Source organism: Synechococcus sp. A15-127 (assembly GCF_014280215.1).
GTDB lineage: Bacteria > Cyanobacteriota > Cyanobacteriia > PCC-6307 > Cyanobiaceae > Parasynechococcus.
In genome coordinates, this window is the sequence record NZ_CP047948.1 from 1,211,303 (window position 1) to 1,235,554 (window position 24,252).

The 24,252-nt window shown below is 60.4% G+C and carries 26 protein-coding genes and 1 tRNA gene; 7 read left to right on the forward strand and 20 right to left on the reverse strand.

Going from position 1 to position 24,252, the window contains the following annotated elements:
* Positions 1-12 precede the first annotated feature (12 nt).
* Both dxs and SynA15127_RS06305 read left to right on the forward strand, forming a co-directional pair.
* On the forward strand, positions 13-1,947 hold the full coding sequence (dxs, locus tag SynA15127_RS06300; protein ID WP_186485448.1) for a 1-deoxy-D-xylulose-5-phosphate synthase: 1,935 nt from the start codon (positions 13-15) through the stop codon (positions 1,945-1,947).
* A gap of 21 nt (positions 1,948-1,968) precedes the next feature.
* Complete coding sequence (locus tag SynA15127_RS06305; RefSeq protein ID WP_186485449.1) at positions 1,969-3,162, forward strand: NAD(P)/FAD-dependent oxidoreductase; 1,194 nt, start codon at positions 1,969-1,971, stop codon at positions 3,160-3,162.
* A 45-nt stretch (positions 3,163-3,207) separates the two neighbouring features.
* Here SynA15127_RS06305 and psaK read toward each other — a convergent pair whose 3' ends face one another.
* The 3 genes from psaK to SynA15127_RS06320 form a co-directional block, all read right to left on the reverse strand.
* Positions 3,208-3,465, reverse strand: a complete 258-nt coding sequence (psaK, locus tag SynA15127_RS06310; protein ID WP_186485450.1) for a photosystem I reaction center subunit PsaK — start codon at positions 3,463-3,465, stop codon at positions 3,208-3,210.
* A 68-nt stretch (positions 3,466-3,533) separates the two neighbouring features.
* A complete protein-coding gene (locus SynA15127_RS06315) occupies positions 3,534-3,815 on the reverse strand; it encodes a DUF3593 domain-containing protein (protein WP_052378285.1) in 282 nt (93 codons plus the stop codon).
* A gap of 5 nt (positions 3,816-3,820) precedes the next feature.
* The gene (locus tag SynA15127_RS06320) at positions 3,821-4,096 is read right to left on the reverse strand and encodes a DUF2499 domain-containing protein (RefSeq protein WP_043691035.1); all 276 of its coding nucleotides are present in this window, start codon (positions 4,094-4,096) and stop codon (positions 3,821-3,823) included.
* Positions 4,097-4,148: 52 nt separating this feature from the next.
* On the opposite strand from SynA15127_RS06320, the gene csaB reads away from it, so the two are divergent.
* Positions 4,149-5,216, forward strand: coding sequence for a polysaccharide pyruvyl transferase CsaB (csaB, locus tag SynA15127_RS06325; RefSeq protein ID WP_186485451.1), 1,068 nt, complete (start codon positions 4,149-4,151; stop codon positions 5,214-5,216).
* Here the strand turns inward: csaB and SynA15127_RS06330 are convergent.
* The 10 genes from SynA15127_RS06330 to htpG all read right to left on the reverse strand — a co-directional run bounded on the left by SynA15127_RS06330 (position 5,207) and on the right by htpG (position 14,746).
* Positions 5,207-6,076 (reverse strand): substrate-binding domain-containing protein, encoded by an 870-nt coding sequence (locus tag SynA15127_RS06330; RefSeq protein WP_186485608.1) that lies wholly within the window; start codon positions 6,074-6,076, stop codon positions 5,207-5,209. The genes csaB and SynA15127_RS06330 overlap by 10 nt on opposite strands.
* A gap of 124 nt (positions 6,077-6,200) precedes the next feature.
* Entirely contained in the window at positions 6,201-6,437 is a 237-nt protein-coding gene (locus SynA15127_RS06335) for a hypothetical protein (protein WP_186485452.1), read from the reverse strand.
* Between the two features lie 70 nt (positions 6,438-6,507).
* On the reverse strand, positions 6,508-7,479 hold the full coding sequence (locus tag SynA15127_RS06340; protein WP_186485453.1) for an ABC transporter ATP-binding protein: 972 nt from the start codon (positions 7,477-7,479) through the stop codon (positions 6,508-6,510).
* The gene (locus tag SynA15127_RS06345; RefSeq protein WP_186485454.1) at positions 7,476-8,291 is read right to left on the reverse strand and encodes a carbohydrate ABC transporter permease; all 816 of its coding nucleotides are present in this window, start codon (positions 8,289-8,291) and stop codon (positions 7,476-7,478) included. The genes SynA15127_RS06340 and SynA15127_RS06345 overlap by 4 nt, the downstream gene beginning before the upstream one ends.
* Positions 8,288-9,154, reverse strand: coding sequence for a carbohydrate ABC transporter permease (locus SynA15127_RS06350; protein WP_186485455.1), 867 nt, complete (start codon positions 9,152-9,154; stop codon positions 8,288-8,290). The genes SynA15127_RS06345 and SynA15127_RS06350 overlap by 4 nt, the downstream gene beginning before the upstream one ends.
* On the reverse strand, positions 9,151-10,419 hold the full coding sequence (locus tag SynA15127_RS06355; protein WP_186485456.1) for an ABC transporter substrate-binding protein: 1,269 nt from the start codon (positions 10,417-10,419) through the stop codon (positions 9,151-9,153). Before SynA15127_RS06355 ends, SynA15127_RS06350 begins: the two co-directional genes overlap by 4 nt.
* Complete coding sequence (ggpS, locus tag SynA15127_RS06360) at positions 10,416-11,900, reverse strand: glucosylglycerol-phosphate synthase (RefSeq protein ID WP_186485609.1); 1,485 nt, start codon at positions 11,898-11,900, stop codon at positions 10,416-10,418. The genes SynA15127_RS06355 and ggpS overlap by 4 nt, the downstream gene beginning before the upstream one ends.
* Before the next feature lie 56 nt (positions 11,901-11,956).
* Entirely contained in the window at positions 11,957-12,517 is a 561-nt protein-coding gene (locus SynA15127_RS06365; RefSeq protein WP_186485457.1) for a peroxiredoxin, read from the reverse strand.
* 10 nt (positions 12,518-12,527) lie between these two features.
* Positions 12,528-12,764, reverse strand: coding sequence for a 50S ribosomal protein L28 (gene rpmB, locus SynA15127_RS06370; RefSeq protein WP_043691050.1), 237 nt, complete (start codon positions 12,762-12,764; stop codon positions 12,528-12,530).
* Between the two features lie 77 nt (positions 12,765-12,841).
* Positions 12,842-14,746: a molecular chaperone HtpG gene (htpG, locus tag SynA15127_RS06375; protein WP_186485458.1), complete on the reverse strand. Its 1,905-nt coding sequence runs from the start codon at positions 14,744-14,746 to the stop codon at positions 12,842-12,844.
* Positions 14,747-14,880: 134 nt separating this feature from the next.
* On the opposite strand from htpG, the gene SynA15127_RS06380 reads away from it, so the two are divergent.
* The gene (locus SynA15127_RS06380; protein ID WP_186485459.1) at positions 14,881-15,489 is read left to right on the forward strand and encodes a ferric reductase-like transmembrane domain-containing protein; all 609 of its coding nucleotides are present in this window, start codon (positions 14,881-14,883) and stop codon (positions 15,487-15,489) included.
* Between the two features lie 11 nt (positions 15,490-15,500).
* Here SynA15127_RS06380 and SynA15127_RS06385 read toward each other — a convergent pair whose 3' ends face one another.
* Genes SynA15127_RS06385 through SynA15127_RS06400 form a run of 4 tightly spaced genes read right to left on the reverse strand, consistent with a single transcriptional unit; the run spans position 15,501 to position 18,212 of the window.
* A complete protein-coding gene (locus SynA15127_RS06385; RefSeq protein WP_043691056.1) occupies positions 15,501-15,725 on the reverse strand; it encodes a ferredoxin family protein in 225 nt (74 codons plus the stop codon).
* Positions 15,726-15,751: 26 nt separating this feature from the next.
* A complete protein-coding gene (locus SynA15127_RS06390; RefSeq protein WP_186485460.1) occupies positions 15,752-16,930 on the reverse strand; it encodes an ATP phosphoribosyltransferase regulatory subunit in 1,179 nt (392 codons plus the stop codon).
* 22 nt (positions 16,931-16,952) lie between these two features.
* Positions 16,953-17,840 (reverse strand): inositol monophosphatase family protein, encoded by an 888-nt coding sequence (locus tag SynA15127_RS06395; protein WP_186485461.1) that lies wholly within the window; start codon positions 17,838-17,840, stop codon positions 16,953-16,955.
* A 3-nt stretch (positions 17,841-17,843) separates the two neighbouring features.
* On the reverse strand, positions 17,844-18,212 hold the full coding sequence (locus tag SynA15127_RS06400; RefSeq protein ID WP_043691059.1) for a 2Fe-2S iron-sulfur cluster-binding protein: 369 nt from the start codon (positions 18,210-18,212) through the stop codon (positions 17,844-17,846).
* A gap of 54 nt (positions 18,213-18,266) precedes the next feature.
* Between SynA15127_RS06400 and SynA15127_RS06405 the strand changes: the two genes are divergently transcribed.
* A tRNA-Ser gene (locus SynA15127_RS06405) sits at positions 18,267-18,353 on the forward strand.
* Between the two features lie 121 nt (positions 18,354-18,474).
* Here SynA15127_RS06405 and pstB read toward each other — a convergent pair.
* The 3 genes from pstB to pstC are packed head-to-tail and all read right to left on the reverse strand — an operon-like array spanning position 18,475 to position 21,206.
* Positions 18,475-19,296: a phosphate ABC transporter ATP-binding protein PstB gene (gene pstB, locus SynA15127_RS06410; RefSeq protein ID WP_186485462.1), complete on the reverse strand. Its 822-nt coding sequence runs from the start codon at positions 19,294-19,296 to the stop codon at positions 18,475-18,477.
* Between the two features lie 55 nt (positions 19,297-19,351).
* Positions 19,352-20,254 (reverse strand): phosphate ABC transporter permease PstA, encoded by a 903-nt coding sequence (pstA, locus tag SynA15127_RS06415; RefSeq protein WP_186485463.1) that lies wholly within the window; start codon positions 20,252-20,254, stop codon positions 19,352-19,354.
* A 1-nt stretch (position 20,255) separates the two neighbouring features.
* Positions 20,256-21,206: a phosphate ABC transporter permease subunit PstC gene (pstC, locus tag SynA15127_RS06420; protein WP_186485464.1), complete on the reverse strand. Its 951-nt coding sequence runs from the start codon at positions 21,204-21,206 to the stop codon at positions 20,256-20,258.
* 146 nt (positions 21,207-21,352) lie between these two features.
* Between pstC and dnaK the strand changes: the two genes are divergently transcribed.
* Together dnaK and SynA15127_RS06430 are read left to right on the forward strand one after the other, a co-directional pair.
* Entirely contained in the window at positions 21,353-23,344 is a 1,992-nt protein-coding gene (gene dnaK, locus SynA15127_RS06425) for a molecular chaperone DnaK (protein WP_186485465.1), read from the forward strand.
* Positions 23,328-24,212 carry a DnaJ C-terminal domain-containing protein gene (locus SynA15127_RS06430; protein ID WP_186485466.1) on the forward strand — a complete coding sequence of 295 codons (885 nt, stop codon included), beginning with the start codon at positions 23,328-23,330 and terminating at the stop codon, positions 24,210-24,212. The genes dnaK and SynA15127_RS06430 overlap by 17 nt, the downstream gene beginning before the upstream one ends.
* The last annotated feature ends 40 nt before the right edge of the window (positions 24,213-24,252 follow it).

The following is a 24,252-nucleotide window of genomic DNA, read 5'->3' on the forward strand; positions in this document are numbered from 1 at the left end:
AGTGGGCTGTGCATGCATCTCGGAGATCTGAAGCATCCGAATGAGCTGCACGGACTCAGCGTTGCTGAGCTTGAGGATGTCGGTCGTCAGATCCGTGAACGCCATCTCGAGGTGGTGTCCACCAGTGGTGGCCATCTCGGCCCGGGCCTCGGTGTTGTTGAGCTCACGCTTGCTCTGTATCAGACCCTCGATCTCGACCACGACCGTGTGATCTGGGATGTGGGCCATCAGGCCTATCCCCACAAGCTGATCACCGGCCGGTACAACGACTTCGGAACGCTCCGTCAGCAGCACGGAGTGGCCGGCTATCTCAAGCGGTCGGAGAGTCGTTTCGATCATTTTGGTGCCGGTCATGCCAGCACCTCCATCTCCGCGGCCCTCGGGATGGCTCTGGCGAGGGACAACCGCGGTGAAAGCTTCAAATGCGTTGCCGTGATCGGCGACGGGGCCATGACCGGTGGCATGGCTCTCGAAGCGATCAACCACGCCGGTCACCTGCCGGAGACCCCCTTGCTGGTGGTGCTGAACGACAACGACATGTCGATCTCACCGCCGGTCGGGGCTCTCTCCAATGCACTCAACCGGGCACGACTGAGCCCGCCGATGCAGTTCCTTTCCGGCAGCGTCGAGGAAAGCGTCCGTCATCTGCCCTTCATGGGCGGCGAACTGCCGGCGGAGCTGAACCGTCTCAAGGGAAGCATGCGCCGACTGGCGGTGCCGAAGGTGGGGGCGGTGTTCGAGGAACTCGGTTTCACCTACATGGGGCCGATCGACGGCCACGACATCGGTGAGATGATCCGAACCTTCCAGGCGGCCCATCGTTCCCACGGTCCGGTTCTGGTGCATGTGGTCACCACGAAGGGCAAGGGCTACCCCTATGCCGAGGCTGATCAGGTCGGCTACCACGCCCAGTCCGCCTTCGACCTGAGCACCGGCAAGGCGATTCCCTCCAAGAAGCCGAAGCCTCCCAGTTACAGCAAGGTGTTCGGGCAGACCCTGGTGAAGCTGTGCGAACAGAACAGCCGCGTGATCGGTATCACCGCTGCCATGGCGACAGGAACTGGTCTGGATCTGCTGCAGAAGGCTGTTCCCAAGCAGTACGTCGATGTCGGAATCGCCGAACAGCATGCGGTGACGTTGGCCGCCGGGATGGCCTGCGAGGGGCTGCGACCGGTGGTGGCGATCTACAGCACCTTCCTTCAGCGGGCTTACGACCAGCTCATCCACGACGTGGGCATCCAGAAACTGCCGGTCACGTTTGTGCTCGATCGTGCCGGCATCGTCGGAGCCGATGGCCCGACGCATCAGGGGCAGTACGACATCAGCTACCTGAGATCGGTGCCCAACTTCACCGTGATGGCTCCCAAGGATGAAGCCGAGCTTCAGAGGATGCTGGTCACCTGCCTTGCACACCCTGGCCCCACGGCGCTTCGGATCCCACGGGGCTCCGGTGTGGGCGTCACGCTGATGGAGGAGGGATGGGAGCCGCTGCCGGTCGGCTGCGGTGAGGTTCTGCGAGAGGGGGAGGATCTGCTGATCGTTGCCTACGGCGCCATGGTCAAGCCGGCGCTTGACACAGCAACACTCCTGGAAGAAGCCGGGTTCTCAGCCACTGTGGTGAACGCGCGATTCCTGCGGCCGCTCGATGAAGAGCTGATCCACCCCCTGGCCCGACGCATCGGCATGGTGGTGACCATGGAGGAAGGGGCTCTTCCCGGTGGTTTCGGTGCCGCCGTTCTCGAGTCTCTCAACGATCGCGACATCAACCCCTCCCTGCTGCGTATCGGTATCCCCGATCAGCTGGTGGATCACGCCACACCCCAGCAGAGCAAGGAATCCCTGCAGCTGACCCCCCCACAGATGGCCAAGCGCATCCTCGACAGGTTCCCTCTGTCATCCCGTGCCGACTTCATCGAAACCTCACCCGTCGGCGCGGTCCAGTCCTGAGCTCTACAGGGCACTGAAGCGATGACGGTTCTCGTCGCCGGCGCCGGACCTGCTGGAGCGCGGCTGGCGATCCATCTCGCCCAGGCCGGGGAGCAGGTGATGTTGGTGGATCCCCTGAGCGACCCCTACCGCAACGCCTATTCCAGTGCGGCCGTGCCGATGCGGGACGCTCTCCAGCTCGGGATTCCGAACGATTGCTGGGGCAGTCGCTGGAACGGTTGGCAGCTGCACGATCCAGAGGGTGCGACTCACCAGTGGTGGGCTGTCGATGATCTTGGTGTCGTGCTCGATTTCGGACGCCTTCGGGCCGCACTGTGGGAGCAGGCCTGCCGTGCGGGGGTCCATTTGATCACCGGCAGCAGGGTTGCGCTGCAACAGCTGCAGGACGATTGCGCCACGGTGGAGCTGCGCTCCGGTCGCAGCGCCTCAGATCGCCGGACCGTCCGATGGCTGGTGGATGCCACGGGCTCTCAGCGGATTCTGTTGCGTCAGGCGGGGGTGCCCGTGGAGACCCGGGAGGATCCCCTGCTGAAGGGTGAGGGCGTCGAATGGCTGCTTCAGGCGGATGACCGCCGTTCGGCTCCGTGGCGGGATCGGCTCAGTTTCTTTCTCGGCTCACGCTGGGTTTCTCACGGCTACGGATGGGTGTTCCCCATGGATCAGCATCGTCTGAAGGTGGGAATCTGCCGGTTGCCACCTCCCTTGTCACGCCGTGGCCATGCCCTCGGTTCCAGTCTCCGGCGCCTGATTCAGCACTGTGACCTCGACAGCCTGCCGGTGCTGGATCGCCACGGCGGTTTGGTCTCCAGCACAGTCCGTCGGGACCACAGCATGGGACGTGGTGCTCTGATCGCGGTCGGTGATGCGGCAGGAACCTGCAACCTTCTCGGTGGAGAGGGACTTCGTCACGCTCTTCGGAGTTCCGATCTGCTGGCGGCCGTCATGAGCGATGAGAGGGCTCATCCTCAGAAGCGGGATGCCTTGATCTCCCACTACTCCTCTCGGTTGCGCCGCCGTCTGGGCTGGCGTTGGGGCATCAGTGGACGTCTGGCTCGACGCACCTGGTGGGGTTTGAATACTCCCCGTGCGGATCGGCGGATGCTTCGTCTGATCGAGGGGCTCTCCAGACAGGCAGACGCAGAAGACCTGTCGCAGCTTCTGTTCGACTACAGGTTCGAACGCTACGGGCCGCGTCTGCTTCCTTATCTGATCTGAGGGAGTGCCGGTGGGGGCAGCTCCCTCAGGACGGACTGTTCTGAATCAGAGAACGCCGCGGGCAGCAAGACCCTGGATGGCGCCGATGCCCATCACGTGGCCAAGGCTGGTGGTGGCCAGCATGGCAGCGCGGCCCATGCCGCCGAAGAAGGCGGGATTGGGGAGTTGAGCACCTTCGTTCGGGTGCTTGATTGTTGCCTTGCCGATTGCGATGGCAATCACGTTGCAGGCAATCATCACCAGGGCAACCTTTGGAGACCAGGAGACGGTTGCAGGGGCGATAGCGAGGAGAGGGGTCAGCATGCAAGGCGTGGAGCGACGATCCATCATCCGAGGTCATCACTGTTGTGAACTGCACTCTTAAGAGTTATTCACCCTTGATGCCGCTGGATCAGCCCGATCACCAGAACGGCGTTTCCGAGTGTGAGAAAAGCTTCCGCGCCCCCGTGGAGGGCATCGATCTCCACGAGTTCCGCGTTGCAGCAGCGCAGCGCCACAATCGCCGCGCCGATCGTCACCAGCACGAAGAGCAGGGTGAGCCGGAAGCCCCAGAGCGCCAGAGGAGGCAGTGCGTCGCTTTGTCGCAGCCAGTGCAGAAACAGCAGGTAGGGCGGCAGAGACAGGGCGAAAAGGGGAGCGGGATCGAGGTCCATGGGCATCAGGTCGCCGCGCGACGCTTCAGCTGCAGAGCGGCCAGTGCCAGAACAACGTTGCCCAGCAATGTCAGGCTGGCCTGAAGCAGCACGAGTCCGCGCAGAGCTTCGCTGTTATCAAACAGGTGCCAGGTGCAGGCGGCCATGGCGCTCACCAGGGCGGGAAGCATGGCCAGGGCCAGTCCGTTCAGGCCCCGCCGCTGGATCAGAACGATCGCCAGGATCCACTCGATCACTGAAGCGATGTGAATCCACCAGGTTCCGAAGGAAAGCTCATGCATGGCGACACCCTAATGATGGGAACTGCCGGATAATGAGCCTGTTTGCAGGGCGATGACCGTGGCTGGGACCGGCACGCGCACCCTGCTTCTGTGCGGTTACTACGGGGAGAACAACCTCGGGGATGATGCCCTGCTGCTGGTGCTGCTTCAGCAGATCCCTGCCAGCTTCAGCCTGCTGATCACTGCGAACGATCAGCAGGCGTTGCGGGCACTGGCGCCGATGGCGGACTGTGTGGCCCGTCGATCGCTGGGCTCCGTGCTCGCGGCCGTGGGCCAGGCCGATGCCCTGATTCTCGGCGGCGGAAGCCTGCTGCAGGACAGCACCAGCCTGCGGAGCCTGATCTATTACCTGCTGCTGATCGTGACGGCAAGGATTCAGAGCCGACCGATTCTTCTCTGGGGACAGGGGCTAGGCCCCTTGAACAGACCGACCAGTCGGTGGCTGGTGCGGAAGGTGCTGCCTCTGTGCACAGCCGCCAGTTGGCGTGATCGCATTTCCCTGGAGCGTTCCAGGCGCTGGGCTCCCCGACTGCCAGCGCAGATGGCCCCTGATCCGGTCTGGCAGATGCCGCCGCAGTCCTGGTCTGGAGGCGTTTCGATCGTCGTCTGCTGGAGACCGACCTCCCTGCTGGATGACTCCGGTTGGTCCGTGCTCCTCTCGGCTCTCGATGATCTGGCGGAACAGCTGCAGGCCCCTGTTCGCTGGCTCGCATTTCACCAACATCAGGATGCCGTGCTGTTTGATGCGCTGAAGGAGCGTGGTCTGATCCCTGCGTCTCTCGCGGCCCGCAGCTCAACGATCGTGCCGCGCAGCGTCGAAACTGTTTTCGCGACCGTGCGCAAGGCGAGGCTGGTGGTGCCCATGCGCCTGCATGCGCTGATTCTCGCCAGGCTGACCGGTTGCCCCATGGCGGCCCTGAGTTACGACCCGAAAGTGGAAGCTGCTGCGGAGATGGCCGATGTGCCCTGGCTGAAACTGGACAAGCTGCCGACGGCAGCAAGCATCCTCAGCCAGTGGCTGGCCGCAGCTGACTCACCCGCCGATCCTCAGACCATCGAGCAGATCCGAACCCAGGCTTCAGCCCATGGCCGCATGCTGGAGCACTTTCTTCAACGGTGAGCGGATGTTTTGTGTTGATCGAAACTGCGATCGATGGCCTGGCCGATGGTCAGCCCCACTGGCAGATCACCACCGAAGCTTGTGCCGAGAATGTGGCGATACAACTTTGCGTCCACGAGCCGGTACGTGGAATCCGGGAGGGGGATGTAGTTGCTGCTGTTCACCAGTGAGCTGATGTTGCGCAGGTAGTCGCTCACGAACTGACGGAATTTTTTGTTCTTTCTCAAGGCCTGATCGTTGACGTACAGAAACAGTGGCCTTGCCAGTGGTTGATACTTTTCGTTCTGGACTGTCTGCTTGGAAGGCGAAATGGCCTGTCCTTCAGGATTGATGATTTCAACAGACTTTAGGCTCTTGAAATTGTTCTTGAAGTAGGCATAGACGGAATAAGCCAGAGCATCTTTGTTCTCCATCACGAACCTGACAAGAACGTTGTCGTCTTCACTGGAGGTGTAATCAGTTCGGGAGTTTGTCTTCGAGCCATTCACTGCCTTGTTGAAGACGTCAAGCGTTCCTGAATCCATGCCAGGGCCGCACAGCTTGATGCCAACATCAGGAAAATCAAGATTCACTTGATTCCATTTGCTGATCTTCCCCAGAGCCTGCTTGCTCGAGAGCCTTGAGAGTTCATTGATGGTGAGGCTGTTCGCCCAGCTGTTGGCAGGATTGATGACAACTGTGATGGCATCAAAGGCAATCGGTAATTCGATGAAACTGATGTTATTGGTCGTGCAAGACCTCAATTCTTTGGCGGAAATCGGACGCGAAGCGTTGGCAAGAACGATGCTCCCCCTGCTGCACTGACGCCCGCAAGAAGAATTGCTGGGCGGATGGCTGCCGATGAACCCATCGTCGAACAGGGATGCTTCTCAATGATGGGGACGGAAGATGACCGCCGGTTTAAGCAACGGTTATTGCTCCTGACAGATGCTCACCATGCATGGATTGGGATGGGTGCCAAAGGATAGAAATCAACAGAAATGGTCAATATTGATGATTTTCCTTCTCTGTTTCTATTACAAATTTTGCTCGGAACGAATCAGCTTGTTGGTCGTTGTTGTTGAGATTGTGGAGGGTTGAAACTGTTGGTTGTGCCTGTGGTGTCTTGCTTCCATGTTTGAGCTGCAGGCCCTGAAGGCTCTGACCGATGACAATCAGCAAGGTCTGGATCAGAAGGCAGATCAGAACGTCACTGCGTTGTCTCCAGAGTGCGGACGTCATCACCGGACTGCATCGACATTTATTTCAGCGACTTCTGCTGATCCAGGACATGTCGCAGCGCACCGCTGGATCAGGCTATTCGAGTTCCGCTGCCGTCCAGAAACCTGTGCTCATCGGAACTGTTCCATGACACCCTGAGATCGTCGCCAGGCTCAACCGTGCCGTCGCAGAGCATGCGCAGAGTTCCTGCGCTGCACTCCAGAAGCAGCTGCTGCCCGGCCCCCAGCCATTCCCGGCCGATCAGACGGCAGGGGAGGCCTTCGCGATCGAGTCGCAGATGCTCAGGTCTGATCCCCACGATCAATCCCGTCTCCCGATGCAGCAGGTTCATCTGTGGTCGTCCGATGAACTGTGCGACAAACAGGGTTGCCGGGCGTTCGTACAACTCCCTGGGCGTTCCGATCTGTTCGATCCTGCCGTTGCGAAGCACGGCGATGCGGTCAGCCAGCGCCATCGCCTCTTGCTGATCGTGGGTCACGTACACCACCGGCTGTGGACCCTGCAGAACGAGTCGCTTGAGCTCAGGCCTCAGCTCCTCCCTGAGCTGGGCGTCGAGATTGCTCATCGGTTCATCCAGCAGATACACCAGCGGATCCCGCAGCAACGCCCGTGCCAGGGCAACCCTCTGCCGTTGCCCTCCGGACAGCTCCGAAGGCCGTCGTTCCGCCAGCGATCCCAGCTGCATCACCTCGAGGATCGACGCCACCCTGCGGCGCTGATCATCGGGGGACACCCCACGGATGCGAAGTCCGAGATTCAGATTCTCCCGGATGCAGAGATGGGGGAAGAGGGCATAGCTCTGGAAGACCATGGCCACCCGTCGTCGATCCGGCGGTACGCCGTTCATGACCTCGCCATTGATCCGGATGCTGCCTTCATCGGGCGTCTCAAGGCCGGCGATCAGACGCAGGGCTGTGCTCTTGCCACAACCGCTCGGGCCGAGCAGCGCGAGGCATTCCCCTGAACCGACCTCGAGGTGAAGGTTCTGAAGGATCCATGTGTCGCCGTAACGGCGGCCGACCGATTGCAGAGTCAGGCTCATCCCTTCACCGCGCCGTTGGTGAGGCCGGAGACGATCTGGCGCTGAAACAGCAACACGAGCAAGAGCAGAGGCAAAGCTCCGAGCACTGTGGCAGCCGCGTAAGCGCCGTAGGGCACGGAATAAACCGAGGAACCGGCGATGCGGGCCATCGCCACCGGCAAGGTGAGCTGTTCACTACGGCTCAGCCAGGTGAGGGCGATCGGATATTCATTCCAGGCGAACAGGAAGACGAGAATCGCCGTGCTGGCCGTCGCCGGTGCGATCAGGGGAATCAGAACCCATCGCAGCCGCTGCACCAGGCTCATTCCTTCCAGTTTTGCCGCGTCATCGAGATCCCTGGGAAGGCCTTCGAAGGCTGCTGTCAGCAGCAGCAGGGCCAGTGGGAGGGAAAGGGCTGAATACGGAATGGCCAGGGCGAGAAGACTGTTGCCCAGATTCAGGCTGCGGGCCAGTTCCAGCAGGGCCAGAAACAGGAGCACATAGGGAAAGAGGGCGGCACCGGCGATCAAGGCTCGACTGACGCGCAACCACCGTTGGGGCAGTCGCACCAGTCCGTAGGCGGCGGGGATCGCCAGGGCGATGGTGAGCACGGTGGACGCCGAGGCCAGCACGGTGCTGTTCAGCAGAAATCTCCAGAAGGGTGGATCGCTGCTCAGCAACTGGCGGTAGTGGATCAGGGTCCAGCGTTGAAGGAACGGAACCCCACCATCCACCAGTGCCGCCGTGGTGGTGAAGGAGCTGATCAGCTGCCAGAGCATCGGAGCCAGTGACCAGAGCAACAGCAGGCTGATCCAGAGTTGTCGTCGGTTCATGGCTGCAACGGTCGCAGCGCGCCGGAGAACCGCAGCGCCAGGGCACCGAGCAGGATCGAGAGGCTCAGCAGCAGGAACCCACCCAGCATGACCGTGGCGCTGTAACCGAAATCGAGGAACCGCATGGCGTTGAAATAGGCATACAGCGCGAGGCTCTCCGTGCTCCCGGCCGGTCCGCCTCCCGTGAGGACCTGAATCAGGTCGAACACCCCGAAGGCCTGGGCCAGACGGAACAGCAGGCTCAGCAGGATGTACGGCAGCAGCAGCGGCAGGGTGATGTCCCGCAGTGCCTGGATGGAGCGGCCTCCTTCCAGACGGAAGGCTGCGTAGAGATCGGCCGGAATCGTCTGCAGGCCAGCCAGAAGGATCAACGTGATGAAGGGAGTTGTCTTCCAGACATCGGCCACCACCGTGGCCAGCCAGGTCCACTGCGGTGAAGCCATCAGATTCAGCGGACCCAGCCCGACGAACCCGGCGACTGCTTCCAGGGGGCCGTAGGGGGTGTTGAAGATCCAACGCCAGCCCAGAGCCATCATCGTGGTCGGCAGAGCCCAGGGCAGAAGCGTGAGAGCTCTCACGGCACCGCGCCCCCTCCAACGCTGATCGAGCAGCAGGGCGATCAGAAGGGCGAGGAACAGCTCGGCTGTCACGGACACCAGAGCGAAGCGGCTCGTCTGCAGCACGTCCTGCCAGAAACGGTCGTCGGCCAGCAGCCGCATCCAGTTGGCACCGCCGTTGGCCACCGGCACCAGGCCGGTCAGTACCGAGTTGGCGTGGAAGCTGAGCCAGGCATATCGCAGCATCGGCCATCCGAAGATGAGAGCCATCAGCAGCAGCGCCGGCGTCAGCAGCAACCAGGTCACGAGGCGCCTCCCGCGGCTTCGACGATCGTCATGCTGTTGATCTGTGCCTTGTTCATCGCCTGATCAACCGGCAGATCATCTGTGAGCACGCCACTCAGCTGACGCTGCAGCACATCACTGAGCTGGGCGTAGAGCGGCGTGGGAGGTCGCGGAACAGCGTGGCTGAGGGCCTGCTCCAGGTCCGGCAGGATCGGTGAGAGTTCCAGCATCTCGGGATCCCGGAACAGGGATCGGTCGGTCGGGGTGTAGCCCTGATTGCGGAATCGCTCCCTCTGTGCGTCGGGAGATGTGAGGAATCGAATCGCCTCGATCACGGCCTGTGGATGATCCGAGCCCTTCAGCAGGCTCAGCCCCCAGCTCCCGAGCGTGGCAGCGGGCTGATGGCCCTCGTTGTGGACCATCAGCGTCACCCCGACCTGTCCCCGCACAGCACTGTCAGGCTTCTGAAGCTCCGCCCAGGCGTACGGCCAGTTCCGCATCAGGGCGGCATCTCCTGCCTTGAAGGCCTGCAGCGACTCGGATTCGGAATAGTTGGTCACAGCCTTCGGACTGATGCCATCACGGATCAGGCTCCGCATCCATCCGACGGCCTCAATCGCCTCGGATGAGTTGAGCGAGGGTTCACCGGTCTGTGGGTTCAGCCAGTTGCCACCGAAGGCACTGAGCATCTCAACGAAATCACAGCTCAATCCCTCGTACTGACGCCCCTGCCAGACGAATCCACTGTTCACCGCACCGTCATCCATCAGCCGGCGGCCGACACTGCTCAGCTGGTCCGGAGTGCGCGGTGGTGCCTCCATCAGGTCTTTGCGCCAGTAGAGCAGACCCACGTCGGCGATCAGAGGCCAGCGGTAAAGAACTCCGTCGTAGTGATTGCCAAGCCGGGCTCCCGCGACGAGTGCATCAATTTCCTGAGATTCAAAGTAGGAATCAAGCGGTTCAAGCCAGCCGGCGGCGGCGTACTTGGCCAGCCAGGTGACATCCATCAGCAGGGCATCGAAGGGGGGACTGCCCAGCAGAAGACTGCTGATGGCCAGGTCGGAGATCGACTCGGTGTCGCGGGGGCCGCGGGTCACTCTGAGGGCGATGCTGCCGCGATGGTCACGATTGAACCGCTGCACCAGCTCTGCCGTGGCATCCGCGAATGGCGCCGGCATCAGGATGTTGACCCGCTGAATCTGTCGTTGTCCGGACCAGGCCAGCCCGAAGCTGAACAGCAGGGTGAGGCCGAGCAGAGCGGCCAGCGTGCGCCGGCCGATGGTCATGCAACGACAGCCTGAGGGAAACCGGCCAACTGCTCTTCGGCCCAGTCTTTGACGGTGTAGTTCTCGACTGCCTCAGTCATCCGACTCATCCGATCCCGCTGCTCCTCTTCCGGCATGACCAGTGCCGTCTCGATGGCTTCATCCATGCGTCGGTTGGAGTACGGGTTGGTCAGCACCGCTCCATCAAGCACCACAGAGGCGCCTGTGAATTCCGACAGAACCAGGACTCCCCCACGGTTCCGGCGGGCTGCAGCGTATTCCTTGGCGACAAGATTCAGCCCGTCCCGAAGTGGCGTGATCCAGCAGACATCGGCGTGGCAGAACCAGGCGATCATCTCCTCGTAAGGGATCCTTCGGGTGGAGAACCGCACCGGAACCCAGTCAATCTGGCTGAAGCGACCATTGATGCGACCGGCCATTTCTTCGATCGACCGCTGGGTGTCCTCGTAGATCTTCATGCCGCTCGCAGCTGCAACACAGGCCAGCATCAGCACAACGTCCCCGTGAAGATCAGGACGTCGCTCCAGCAGCCGTTCGTAAGCAAGCAGCAGTTCTTCGTTTCCCTTGGTGTAATCAACCCGGCTTGCGGAAAGAATCAGCTTGCGTCCCTTCTTAGTGTCCTGAACGATCAGTTCACCGTGATTTTCGACAGCAGCACTCCATGAGAGCTCCTGAATCACATCCGGCGATGTTCCCACCGGTGAACTCAGCAACTGAACACAACGTCCATTGTGCTCCAGCTGACTGGTGACGGTGCCTTCTGACAGGGCTGTCCCGACCGTGATGAATTTCTTGTCAACCGGCACCTTCGGTCCGCGGTTGGCTCCAACAAGAGTGCTGGCAGCTCTGGCGAAGTTTTCCGTGTAGCGGGGGATGTGAAAACCCACAACATCACAGCAGAGCAAACTCTCGAGGATTTGTTCACGCCACGGAAGAATCGCGAAAACATCATTCCCCGGGAAAGGAGTGTGGTGAAAAAACGCGATTTTCAGATCTGGACGTCGTTCCCGGATGTATCCGGGTGCGAGCCAGAGGTTGTAGTCGTGCACCCAGACCGTGGCGCCCTCAGCAGCTTCCTCACAGGCTGCCTCGGCAAATTTGAGATTCACTTCCTCAAAGATGGACCAGTCGGCGTTATTGACGTTGAAGTGAGTAGGAAATGTATGCAGAATCGGCCAGAATGACTCCTTGGATGTGATGTGGTAGAAACTGGTTATCTGAGTGTCATGGAGCGGAATCCTGCAGAGCGTGAATGGTGATGGCTCCTGCATTTCGATCCGCTCGATCTCATCGGTTTCGGGATGTTCGACCCTTCTCCAGGCAATCCAGGTTCCGTCATCACAGTCTCTGAATATATTTCTCAGCGTAGGAATTATCCCATTCGGGCTTTTCTGATCCACCCATATTCGATTTCCCTGCTCGTCAGTTCCTTCGTCAAAAGGTGTGCGGTGGTAGAGAATGATGAAACTACTGCTGCCCATGTTCACTACATCGCGCATGAATTTGATAACCACCTTTCATCAAGGTGGCGAATTTGTCAAACAGACGTGTTGTTCTGAAGATTCAGAAGAGAATCCAGCACTTCCTTCGCGTGACCGTTCGGCCGAACGGCGACCCACCGCTCGCGCAGAACGCCGTTGGGGTCGATCAGGAAGGTGTGACGCAGCGAGTAGGGAGCCATCCACGAACCGTAGGCCTTGCTCACGGTTCCGTCGGGGTCGGAGAGAAGTGGAAAGCTCAGCTCCTCGCTGTCACAGAAGGATGTGTGGTCATCCACGCTGTCGGCACTGATGCCCACCACCTGAGCCCCCGCGTCCCGGAAGCTCTGGTGCATGGTCTGGAAGCCGCGGGCCTCGAGCGTGCAGCCACCGGTGAAATCCCGGGGATAGAAGTACAAGGCCAGCCACTCGCCCTGGAAATCGGAGAGAGACCACAGGGAACGATCTTTGTCGGAGCGACTGGATCCAGGCAGCTGGAAGGTCGGCACGGCCTCGCCTATGGAGAGCTGAGTGCCTCCCAGAGCGCCAACAGATCTCGGGCCAAGATTCACCGCCGCCATCAGCAGACCAGTGCGTATCAGCAGTTCCCTGCGCTGCATCGGAGCGGCTTCAGAGCTTGGCGAGATTGATGCCAAGGGACTTGGCATAGGCACCAAGACCCTTCTTCTGGATGGTCTTCAGGGCGCGAGTCGTGATGCGCAGGTTCACCCAGCGCTTTCCCTCAGCCCACCAGAGACGACGTTGCTGCAGATTGGCCTGCTGCAACTTCTTGGTGCGGATGTGGGAATGGCTCACGGCCATGCCGTTGTTGGCGCGAGTACCCGTGAGCTGACACACCCGTGACATGACGACGTCCTTCTGACTTGAGGTTGCTCGATCCCGATCGGACGGAACCAAACAACAACCTTATCAAAGACTGACTGCTAGAGGCCTCTCTGCATCAGGTCACCCATCAGGGTTGCGCTGCGGGTCTGGAATCCGGCCAGTTCGTTGGGTTCCAGCCCGCCGACCCCGAGTCGTGCCATGTCGTAAAGGTGAACCGCCAGATCGCGGGATAGCCGCTCAGTGGGGGACGACTCCGCCGAACCCACGAGAACGGAGCCGGATTTGAGTTTCAGAAGCCCCTCCACGAGGGGATGGCGGCGATTCACCAGCAGAACATGGTGATCAGGCAGTCCTGGAAGTCTCTGCTCCATCAGGGCTCCCATGTCATTCAGCCGCCGCATCTGCTCCGGCAGAAGAATCATGGCCGGGGGTGCGCCCTCACTCTTGAGCGCCTGCACCTGAACGGTGACCTTGTCGTTGGCCAGAGCTTCCTTGATCAGACTGCGAAGGGTTTCAGACTGGGTGTTGCCATCCTGATCCGCCAGCTCGGAGTCGTCGTCCTTGAGGCTTTCATCCAGCTCGGAATCAACCCGCTGGAACTTCAGATCGTCATGACGCTGCTCCATCCAGGGGATGAACTGCGTGTCGATCACCGTTTCGAGTTTCAGGACCTCGGCTCCCTGAGCGGTCCACAGATTCAGAGCGCCCGCCTGAGCCACATCATCCGTGCTGTAGAGAATGCGGGTGCTGTTGTCGGATGGAAGTCTGCTGCGGTATCCGGCGAGCGTTGTGTAGTAGCTGCCGTTCGCGCCCACAGGATCAGCCTCGTCGCCTGTCCCTGCCGGAGCTGATGTTCCGAACAGGATCAGTTCGGACACCTGATCAGCGAACTTTTCATCCTCCATCGCGCCGATCTTCACGAAGGGGGCGAGTGATTCCCAGGCTTCTGCGTAGGCAGAGGGATCGTCCTGTTTGAGGCTGCGAAGTCGATCGGCCACTTTCTTGGCGACGAAACTGCCGATGGAGCGGACTCTCCGATCTGTCTGCAGGGCACTGCGGCTCACATTCAGGGGAATATCCGGTGAATCGATCACCCCTCGCAACGGCAACAGATAGCGCGGAACAACTTCCTTGATCGAGTCGCTGACGAAAACCTGATTGCAGTACAACTTGATTTCCCCCTTCTCCCAGTCGGCACGACCAGTCTGTTTCGGGAAGAAAAGAATTCCCTGAAGGTTGTAGGGATAATCCGTATTGAGATGAACCCACAGCAGGGGATCACCCTGGAAGGGATAGAGATAGTTGTAGAGATCGATGTAATCCTGATCTGTAAGGTCACGAGCACTCTTTCTCCAGGGTGCCTCCCTCTTGTTGATGGTCTCGCCTTCGAGTTGCACCGGTACTGCCATGAAATCGCAGTAGGTATTGATCAAGGTCCGGATTCTTGCCGGCTCAAGGTATTCAAGTTCCTCCTCCATCAGATGGAGAATCACATCGGTCCCGGCCGACTCACGTTCAGCCGCGACGATGCTGAAATTCGGAGATCCATCGCAGCTCCATCGAACCGGTTCACTGTCAGGTCGGGCTGATCGCGTCACCAGCTCGACGCGCTGAGCCACCATGAAGCTCGAGTAGAAGCCAAGGCCGAAGTGGCCGATGATTGCGTCGTCCTCCTGTTTGTATTTCTGGAGGAAATCCTCAGCGCTTGAGAAGGCGACCTGGTTGATGTAGCGCTTCACCTCATCAGCCGTCATTCCGATCCCGTTGTCGGAAATGGTGACGGTTTTGGCTTCACTGTCGACGCAGATCCGGATGGCGCCCTCATCGCCCTCGCTGCAGTCGCCTGCCATGGCGGCCATCCGCCTCTTGCTGATGGCGTCGACCCCATTGCTCACCAGTTCTCTGAGGAACACCTCGTGGCCTGAATAAACGGCCTTCTTGATGATCGGAAAGATGTTCTCGGTGTGGATCTGAATCTGACCCTGTTCTTCCATCACCGACATGAGGATCTGAGAGAAAAACCGACCTTACAAATCGACCCAGACCTCCCTCAAGAGCCACCCTTGGTGGTTCTCCGTACTGATGGGCTCATCCGGGGCAGAACGCAGCTTCAGAATTCGGTTTTGAGCACCGTGCCATGAAGGTTGACGGCCCGAGAATCACTGTTTGGGTCTGCGTTCTGATCCTTCTCTCACTGGCGGTCTTCCTGATGCAGGCCGGGTGGAGTGCGGCCTCCATCAAGACAGGCATCGATGCCACCGGTCGCAGCTCCCTGCTTCTGTTCTCGATCGCCTTCACCGCCTCCAGTCTCCAGAGTCTCTGGAGAACACCCCTCACCATCTGGATCCTGCGCAACAGGCGTTGGATCGGTCTGAGCTTTGCAGCGTCCCACTTCGTTCATCTGGCTCTGATCCTGGCGATCTCCCTCTGCTTTCCGGAACCATTCCTCAGTGATCAGTCAAAGGCGCAGTGGGTGTTCGGAGGGCTCGGCTACCTGTTCGTCGCCCTGATGGCTTTGACGTCCACGGATCAGGCCCAGAAATGGATGGGCCTGCAGAACTGGAAGCGGCTTCACTTCATCGGCAGTCACTGGTTATGGGCTGTGTTCGCTCTCACCTATGTCGAGCACACGAAGAAGGGGCCGCTGTGGCTTTACGCCCCGCTGCTTGTGTTCACTCTGGCTCTGATACCGGTTCGCATGGCGAAGCACCAGCCACCCGGAGCTCTTCACGGAATCACGAACTGAGCGACAGTGATTCAACTCACCTTCTGCAGGTCCGGTCGTTCCTCCGCCAGGATCGCCCCCTCCACAGGGCAGACCTGCAGACAGATCCCGCAGTCGATGCAGGTGTCGAAGTTGATCCAGTAGAAGTCAGTTCCCTTGCTGTTCTTGCCGCCTCCCTGATCGATGCAGGCGACGGGACAAGCATCGACGCAGTCGGCGACGCCTTCGCACACATCGCTCACGATGGTGTGGGGCATAACGGGAATCAAATGAGACCCGGACTTTAGGGAGTGATCCAGTCAAGCTGCAGCCCGCCTCGCTCCCTGGCCATCGCCTCCGCCTGGCTTCGATCAGCCACCGGTTTCAACTCCACCACCGCGCGTGTTCCCTGTTGATGCCAGGACAGCTGTCTTTGCAGTGCATCCTCCAGGCCGGTTCCGGCTGAATAAGCCACCAGAACAGCCGGTTCAGCGGCTTGCCCCGCGCTGGATTCGCTGAGCAATTCTCGGATCGGATCGATCGCCAGGCTGAACCCGACACCGGCCGCATCCGTTCCCGTCGCCCCGCAGCGTCGAACCAGATCGTCATAACGGCCTCCACGGGCAATCACGACAGGTGCTGCCTTCCCCTGGCACACCAACTGGAACACAAGACCTGTGTAGAGCTCGAAGATCGGCTGGAAGGTGGCATCCAGCTGAACTGAGACACCCTGGGCGTCAGCCGCCGGCGTGAGCAGGTCAGTGAGACGCTTCAGATCAGCGAACACCGGCTGCTGGCCGAACCGTTCCTCCAGCTCCTGCAACTGCAGGTCAGGTCTGCCTCGGCTGTCGAGATGCCGAAGCAGCCGGTCACGATCGACCTGCAGCAGATCCATCGCTTCAATGGCCAGGCGGTCGTATCGCGTGAGAGCTGTGCGGATGGCGTCCTTTTGGACTCCGTCATACGGAGAGAGCACCAGATCCATCAGGGCGGTGTGACCGATCAACAGCTGCGGTTGATGCCCTGCCCCCAGATCGAGGGTTGACACCGAAGCGATCAGCAGTGCCAGCAGTTCCATCTCCGCTTCCACTCCCTGGACGCCGAACAGCTCCACTCCGCTCTGGAGGTTCTCCTCAATGCACATGCCGCCTTCATCGGCAGAACGGCTCTGGAAGACCGTGCCTGAGGCCCAGAGGCGCAGAGGTCGAGGCCGACTCGCCAGCCGCGTGCTGGCTGCGCGAGCGATCGAAGCGGTCATCTCGGGGCGAAGGCCGAGTGGGTCGTCCGAAACAAGTCTGACGACATCACCGCTGGCGATGGCACCCCCTGCCACCAGGGTGTCCAGCCGCTCGACCCGGGGAGGCGACACCTCGTCGTATCCCCAGAGCCTGTAGACGGCGGCAAGCCGTTCACTGAGCAGGCGATTGCTCTCCACCTGCCGCGGGTTGAGATCCCGGGCGCCAGCTGCGGGTTGCAGCGCCATGTCCGAAGTCGTCGGCGACGCTTCAGGATCCCACGGCCGTGATCCCCGGCGCACCGAAACAGGCACCGCTGAGTGGCTCGACCTTGTTCAGTTCGTTCACCATGGGCTGATGCAGCCCCGGGGCACAGGCCAGGACGCGTCCACTGCCGATGTCGAAACCCTCTCCCCTGTAATCGCTGACCTGTCCGCCAGCGATCTCCACCAGAGCAACGCCGGCCGCGAGATCCCAGGGTGCGAGTCCCCGTTCCCAGTAACCGTCGAGACGCCCCGCTGCGACAAAGGCCAGATCGACCGCAGCAGCTCCGCCACGCCGCACGCCGCGGGTGCGATGGGTGAACCAGCAGAACTCCGCGTAGTTGTTGTCGAGCCGTGTGTGGCGGTCATAGGCGAAGCCCGTCACCAGAAGCGCGTCCGCCAGGTCGTTGCAAGAGCTCACCTGCATCGGTGATGTGTTTAGAAAGCTGCCAAGGCCCGGCGCTCCCCAGAAGGTCTCGTTCAGAAACGGCACTGCGATCGCCCCGAGCACGGGCTGTTGTCGCCACGTCAATCCGATCGATGTGGCGAAGAAGGGATACCCGTGAGCGAAGTTGGTGGTCCCGTCGAGCGGATCGACACACCAGCGCAGGCCGTCCTGTTCACCTCTGGCCCCGCTCTCCTCAGCCAGAACGGCGATTTTGGGCGTTCGTTCCGTCAGAGCCTCCAGCACTCTGGCTTCCGCGGCGAGATCTGCGTTGGTGACCAGATCCCCGATGCGACCTTTGTTCTCGATGCTTGAGAGACGTCCGTAGTGACGCATCAGCTCAGCACCGCCGAGTTCGGCCACCTCCCTCGCCACGTCTGCCAGGTGTCGCAGAGCCGCCTGATTCAGACCAGCCTGCTCAGCGGCTTGCACACACAGGTTTGATGTCATCGTTCAGTCCTCCTCCAGAGGGAGTCCGGCCCGTACGGAACCGCGACCGAAGTGGCGACCGAACTGGAGCTCATAGACCTCGTCCTCATCCTGGGTCTCCGCTTCAAGGGGGCCCGTCGCCCTGGCGACACACAACAGTCCATAGCCCCTGGCACGCAATTCCTTCGACAGTCCCATCGCCTCGCGTTGATCGAGTTCACCTTCCAGCACCCGGACGGCGCAGCTCGTGCAGCATCCGTTCCGACAGGAAAAGGGCAGTGGATCGCCCTGCAGCTCGAAGCTGCGCAGGATGTAATCACCCTCAGCCACCTCATGGGTGATGGTGCGGTTCTGCTGGCGCCAGTGCACCGTGATCCTGTGCTGCGGCCGCATGCAGCCCTCTGGAAAAGGCCCTGCTACATTGGCATCTGCCCCACATAAGCCGGTGGAGAGCTGGCCGAGTGGTCGAAGGCGCAGCACTGGAAATGCTGTATAGGGGCAACTCTATCGAGGGTTCGAATCCCTCGCTCTCCGCTTCTCCGGTCCGTCAGGACCGGATTTTTTTTGCCTAGCTTCAACATCAGCAGCACGCACAAAAACAGGGTGGCTGTGACACCACACTGTTCCGCTGATTGATTGCACCGCCTAGGACTGATCAGCCGAAACGACCCGACACGTAGTCCTGAGTGGCCTGTTGCTGGGGGGAGTTGAAGATCTTCTCGGTGTCACTGAATTCCACCAGATACCCCACCTTGCCGGTTCCACCCTCAACGGCCTCGGCGTTGTAGAAGGCGGTCATGTCACTGACGCGAACGGCCTGCTGCATGTTGTGCGTCACGATCACGATGGTGAAGCTCTTCTTGAGCTCATGCATGGTTTCCTCGATCTTCAGGGTGGAGATCGGGTCGAGCGCTGAACAGGGTTCGTCCATCAGGATCACCTCCGGCTGAATGGCGATGGTCCGTGCGATGCAGAGACGCTGCTGCTGACCACCTGAGAGGGAATATCCGCTTTCCTTGAGCTTGTCTTTGCACTCGTCCCAGACCGCTGCCTGCCTTAAGGAGCGTTCGACAAGCTCGTCCATGTCACCGGTGAAGCCGTTGATGCGAGCACCGAAGGCGATGTTCTCGTAGATACTTTTGGGGAAGGGATTCGGCTGCTGGAACACCATTCCGATGCGCCGCCGAACCTCAACAGGGTCCACCTGCGCACCGTAGAGATCAACACCATCGAAGAGAACACGACCTTTCAGAGAGCAACCTTCGATCAGATCGTTCATGCGGTTGAGGGAACGCAGAACGGTTGATTTTCCGCAGCCAGAGGGTCCGATGAACGCCGTCACCTTGCCACGGGGAACATCGCAATAGACGTTCTTCACGGCTTCGTAGGAGCCGTAGCTGATGGTGACGTTCTGAATCGAGATGGCGGTATCTTCCGACACCTGCTGCTGTTCAGTGTGGAGCTGGGAGGTGGTCATGGCTCTGTGGGGGAGCGATGGGGAAGAGGAACGGTGGAAGAAGTCAGTCAGACGATCACTTGGAAGCGAAACGACCGAGCCAGCGGGAGAAGAGATTGAGCATCAGGATCAGTGCCACGAGAATGAACGAAGCGGCCCAGGCCAGTTCGTTCTGAATCTCGTAGGGCATGATCGCGAAGTTGTAGATCAGCACCGACAGCGTTGCGATTGGTGCAAAGATCCCGTCGGACCAGAAGGGTGAGAACAGGGCCGTGAAGATCAAGGGAGCAGTTTCACCCGCTGCTCGGGCGATGGCCAGAACGACACCTGTGGCGATCGGGGTGAACGCGGTCGGAAGAGTGATCCGCACGATCGTGACGAAGCGGGAGGCACCAACACCCAGGGCGCCGCGTCTCAGATCATCAGAGACGAGTTTGAGGCCCTCGTCGGTGGTCTTGATCACCGTGGGCAGCATCAGGATCGAAAGGGCGATGCCACCGGCTAGAGCGCTGTAGGCATTGCCGAAAACGATGCGGCTGGTAACGATCGTTCCGTAGATGAAGACGCCGGCAATGATCGAGGGAACTCCCGCCAACACGTTGGTGCCGAAGCGGATGAACTGAGAGAAGGAACCAGACCGGGAATATTCAGCCAGGTAGATCCCGCCCCCGACGCCAACCGGAATCGCCACAAGCCCGGCGATGATCGTTACCACGATTGTCCCGATGATCGCGTTGCCGATGCCGCCACCCTCAAGACCGGGAGGAGGGGGCAGCTCGGTCAGCAGACTGATGCTGATCTTCGAAGCTCCCCGGATCAGCACGTAGCCAAGAACCAGAATCAGCGGAAGAACAGCAATGCCCGCAAACAGTCCGGCGATGATCGTGAGAATGCGGCTGCCGATGTTGCGGCCCAGTGCAGGCTTGTAGGAAAGATCGGGAAGCCCGTCAGCAGTTTTGATTGAAGTGGAATAAGTCATCTCAATACTTGAGGCTGAGTCGTTTAACGATCCACTGAGCGAAGATATTCACCGCAAGGGTCATGATGATCAGGACGAAGGCCGCATACATCAAAGAGGAGACCTGAGAACCATCAGCTTCGCCGAACTGATTGGCGAGCATCGAGGCAATCGTGTTACCTGGTGCCAGCAGTGAGAAGCTGAAGTTGTTTGAGTTACCAATGATCATCGTCACGGCCATCGTCTCTCCCATGGCACGGCCGAGTGCGAGCATCACACCTCCCACGATTCCGGAAACTGCTGCTGGAAGCATCACGTTCATGATCGCTCCCCAGCGGGTTGTTCCAACTCCATATGCAGCCTGACGGAGTTTCATCGGCACCTGATTCAGAGAATCACGCGCGATGGCCGTGATGATCGGAAGAATCATCACCACCAGGATCAGCACCGCAGGCAGAGTGCCTGGACCCATCGGAGGTGAGCTGAAGAAGGGCAACCAGCTGAACAGCGTGTAGAGCAACTCCAGCAACGGACGGATGAATGGCTCCATTACGAATATGGCCCAGAGGCCCAGCACAACAGAAGGAATGGCTGCCAATAACTCGACCATCAACCCGATTACATTTCTGATATTGCGGGGGATGATGTTTTCCGTGATGAAGATTGCTGTGCCCACGCCAAGTGGAACTGCAATCAGAAGAGAAAGCAGAGACGTGACAAGTGTTCCGTAAATGGCTGCTCCGGCTCCGTACTCGTCGTCGACCGGATTCCAGTTGGATGTAACCAGGAACGTCCAGCCGTATCGACCCATGGATTCGAGACCTCCCCAGAACACCACCACAAGAATGGAGAGGAGAACGATCGCCACCATCGAAGCCAGAACGACTGCGAGATTCCTAAAGCCGACATCAACAAGTTTTTCTTGTGGAGGACGCCTGCGGAGAAGATATTGAGTGTCTGTTTGGGGGGACATTCTCCTGTAAATCTCACCTCGATAAGTTATCTGTGACTTCTCTGCACGTCACTAAGAACCTCTTAACGGGACGTTGGCTTTTGGTCGAGGCCTCGCGACCTCGCTCTGGATGCGGTCGGTAGCGTAGGGATCGAACGCGTGGGGTTATGGGCCGGATCGTCGGAATCGACCTTGGGACAACCAACTCGGTCGTTGCCGTCCTCGAAGCCGGCAGGCCTCTCGTGATCGCGAATGCCGAGGGGAGTCGAACCACGCCATCGGTGGTGGGCTACAGCAAGGATCGGGAGCTGTTGGTCGGTCAGATGGCCCGGCGACAGCTGGTCCTCAGCCCACGCAACACCTTTTCGAATCTGAAGCGATTCGTCGGTCGTGACTGGGAGGAGCTTGAGGATGGCAGCCTCTCTGTCCCTTACACGGTCCGGGCCAATGACGTCGGCCAGGTCCGTGTGCCCTGTCCGGTGACGGAGCGGGAATACGCACCGGAGGAACTCGTGGCCAGCATCATCCGCAAGCTTGTGGATGACGCGGCCGTTTATCTCGGTGAGAGCGTCGAGGCCGCGGTCGTCACCGTGCCGGCCTACTTCAACGATGCTCAGCGCCAGGCAACCCGGGATGCCGGCCGTCTGGCCGGTATCTCCGTCGAGAGAATTCTGAACGAACCCACCGCTGCCGCTCTTGCTTACGGCTTTGATCGCAGCGCCGTCCGGCGTGTTCTGGTCTTCGATCTGGGTGGTGGAACCTTTGACGTGTCACTGCTTCGCATCGCCAACGGTGTTTTCGATGTGAAAGCGACCAACGGCGACACGCAGCTGGGGGGAAATGATTTCGATCAGCGCATCGTCGACTGGCTCGCCGATGCCTTCCAATCCGAACACGGCATCGATCTCCGCCGTGACCGCCAGGCACTGCAACGACTGATCGAAGCCTCCGAGAAGGCCAAGCAGGAGCTCTCCGGCGTGCTGACCACGCCGATTTCCCTACCTTTCATCGCCACCGGAGCCGAGGGACCTCTGCACATCGAGACCTCTCTCGACCGATCCACCTTCGAATCCCTCTGCCCCGATCTGCTCGACCGTCTGTTGAATCCCGTTCAGTGTTCCCTGCGGGATTCCGGCTGGGCGGCTGAGGACATCGATGACGTGGTGCTGGTCGGCGGAGCCACGCGCATGCCGATGGTTCAGCAGCTGGTGCGCACCCTCGTGCCCATCGATCCCTGTCAGTCGGTGAACCCTGATGAGGTGGTGGCGATCGGCGCAGCCGTGCAGGCTGGCATCCTCACCGGCGAGCTCCGGGACCTCCTGCTGAACGACGTCACGCCTTTATCGCTCGGACTGGAGACGGTTGGAGGCCTGATGAAGGTGCTTATTCCCAGGAACACGCCAATTCCCGTGCGTCAGTCCGACGTGTTCAGCACCTCGGAGGCGAATCAGTCCTCGGTCGAGATTCATGTTTGGCAGGGGGAGCGTCAGATGGCCGCTGATAACAAGTCACTGGGTCGATTCCGACTCTCGGGGATCCCACCCGCCCCTCGCGGGGTCCCTCAGGTGCAGGTGGCCTTCGACATCGATGCCAACGGTCTTCTGCAGGTCAGTGCCACCGATCGCACCACCGGACGCAAGCAGTCCGTTTCGATTCAGGGAGGTTCCAATCTCAATGAAGACGAACTTCAGGCACTCCTGGCTGAGGCGGAAGAGCGCGCGGATGATGACCGGCGTCGTCGCAGTCAGGTGGAGCGCCGCAACCGTGCCCAGACCCTTGTGGCTCAGGCCGAACGTCGCCTGCGGGATGCTGCGCTCGAACTTGGGCCGTACGGAGCGGATCGCCAGCAGAGGGCGGTCGAGATGGCCATCCGTGATGTCCAGGATTGTCTGGCTCAGGATGATCTTCAGGAACTCGATCTCACCGTGAGCGGCTTGGAGGAGGCCCTGTTCGGCCTCAACAGGCGCCTTTCCATGGAGCGCCAAGGGGATGGCAATCCCCTCCAGGGTCTCCGCAACACGCTTGGATCCCTGAAGGATGAACTGTTCTCAGATGACTGGGAGGATGACCCCTGGGGCTCCCCCAGCCGTCCTCCCTCGCGAAGCCGTGGACTAGGCCAGCGCGGTTCCGATCCCTGGGACGATGACTTCTATCGCTGATCCTGATTACTGGTCGCTGCTCGGACTCGAACCGGGCAGCAACCAGGCCCAGCTCAAGCGTGCCTTCCGCCAGGAAGCCCGCCGATGGCACCCCGATCTCAACGGCAATGACCCTGTAGCGGAAGAGCGCTTCAAGCTGGTCAATGAGGCTTATGCGGTGCTCAGCGACCCACGTCGCCGTCAGAGCTGGGAAGCCGGTGATCGCGCATCGGAGACCAGCCACGATCCCTTCGCCAGCGGATTTCCCCATTTCGAGGATTACCTCGAAGTGGTTCTCGGTATTCCGACGACGGCCGTGCAGGACGAGCCTGCGAGAGTTCGCGTGGATTCACCGGTCTCCGCACCGCCGCCGCCACCGCCGGTTCAGGTCAGGGAAGACCTGGAATCCACCATCGAGCTCACCCCTGATCAGGCGCTGTTAGGCACCCGCGTGGAGCTTGCCCTGGAGGATGGAACGCTGGTGGAGCTCGACACCCCTCCCTTTGCCGGAGACGGCTGGAGACTGAGGCTGGAAGGGGTTGCCGCCGGTGGGCGTGATCATTTTCTGCAGCTGCGTGTGGTGACACCGGAAGGACTTCGCATCGATGGGCTGAGGGTTCTGTACAGGCTGGAGCTCTTCCCCCCCGATGCCGCTCTCGGATGCGCGGTGGATGTTCCCACCCTCGACGGACCCGTGACACTGCAGGTCCCTCCTGGTTCCTCCAGCGGCCGCCTGCTTCGTCTTCGTGGTCGTGGGCTGACCATCGATGACCGTCGAGGTGATCAGCTCGTTGAGATCGTGATCGTCATTCCCGCCGATCTCGGAGATGCGGAACGGGCGCTGTACCGCCGCCTGCAGGAGTTGGCTCTCGATCCGGATGCCAGCTGAGCGAGGATCGATGAGAGACTCCTGCCCTCCTCCGGTGATG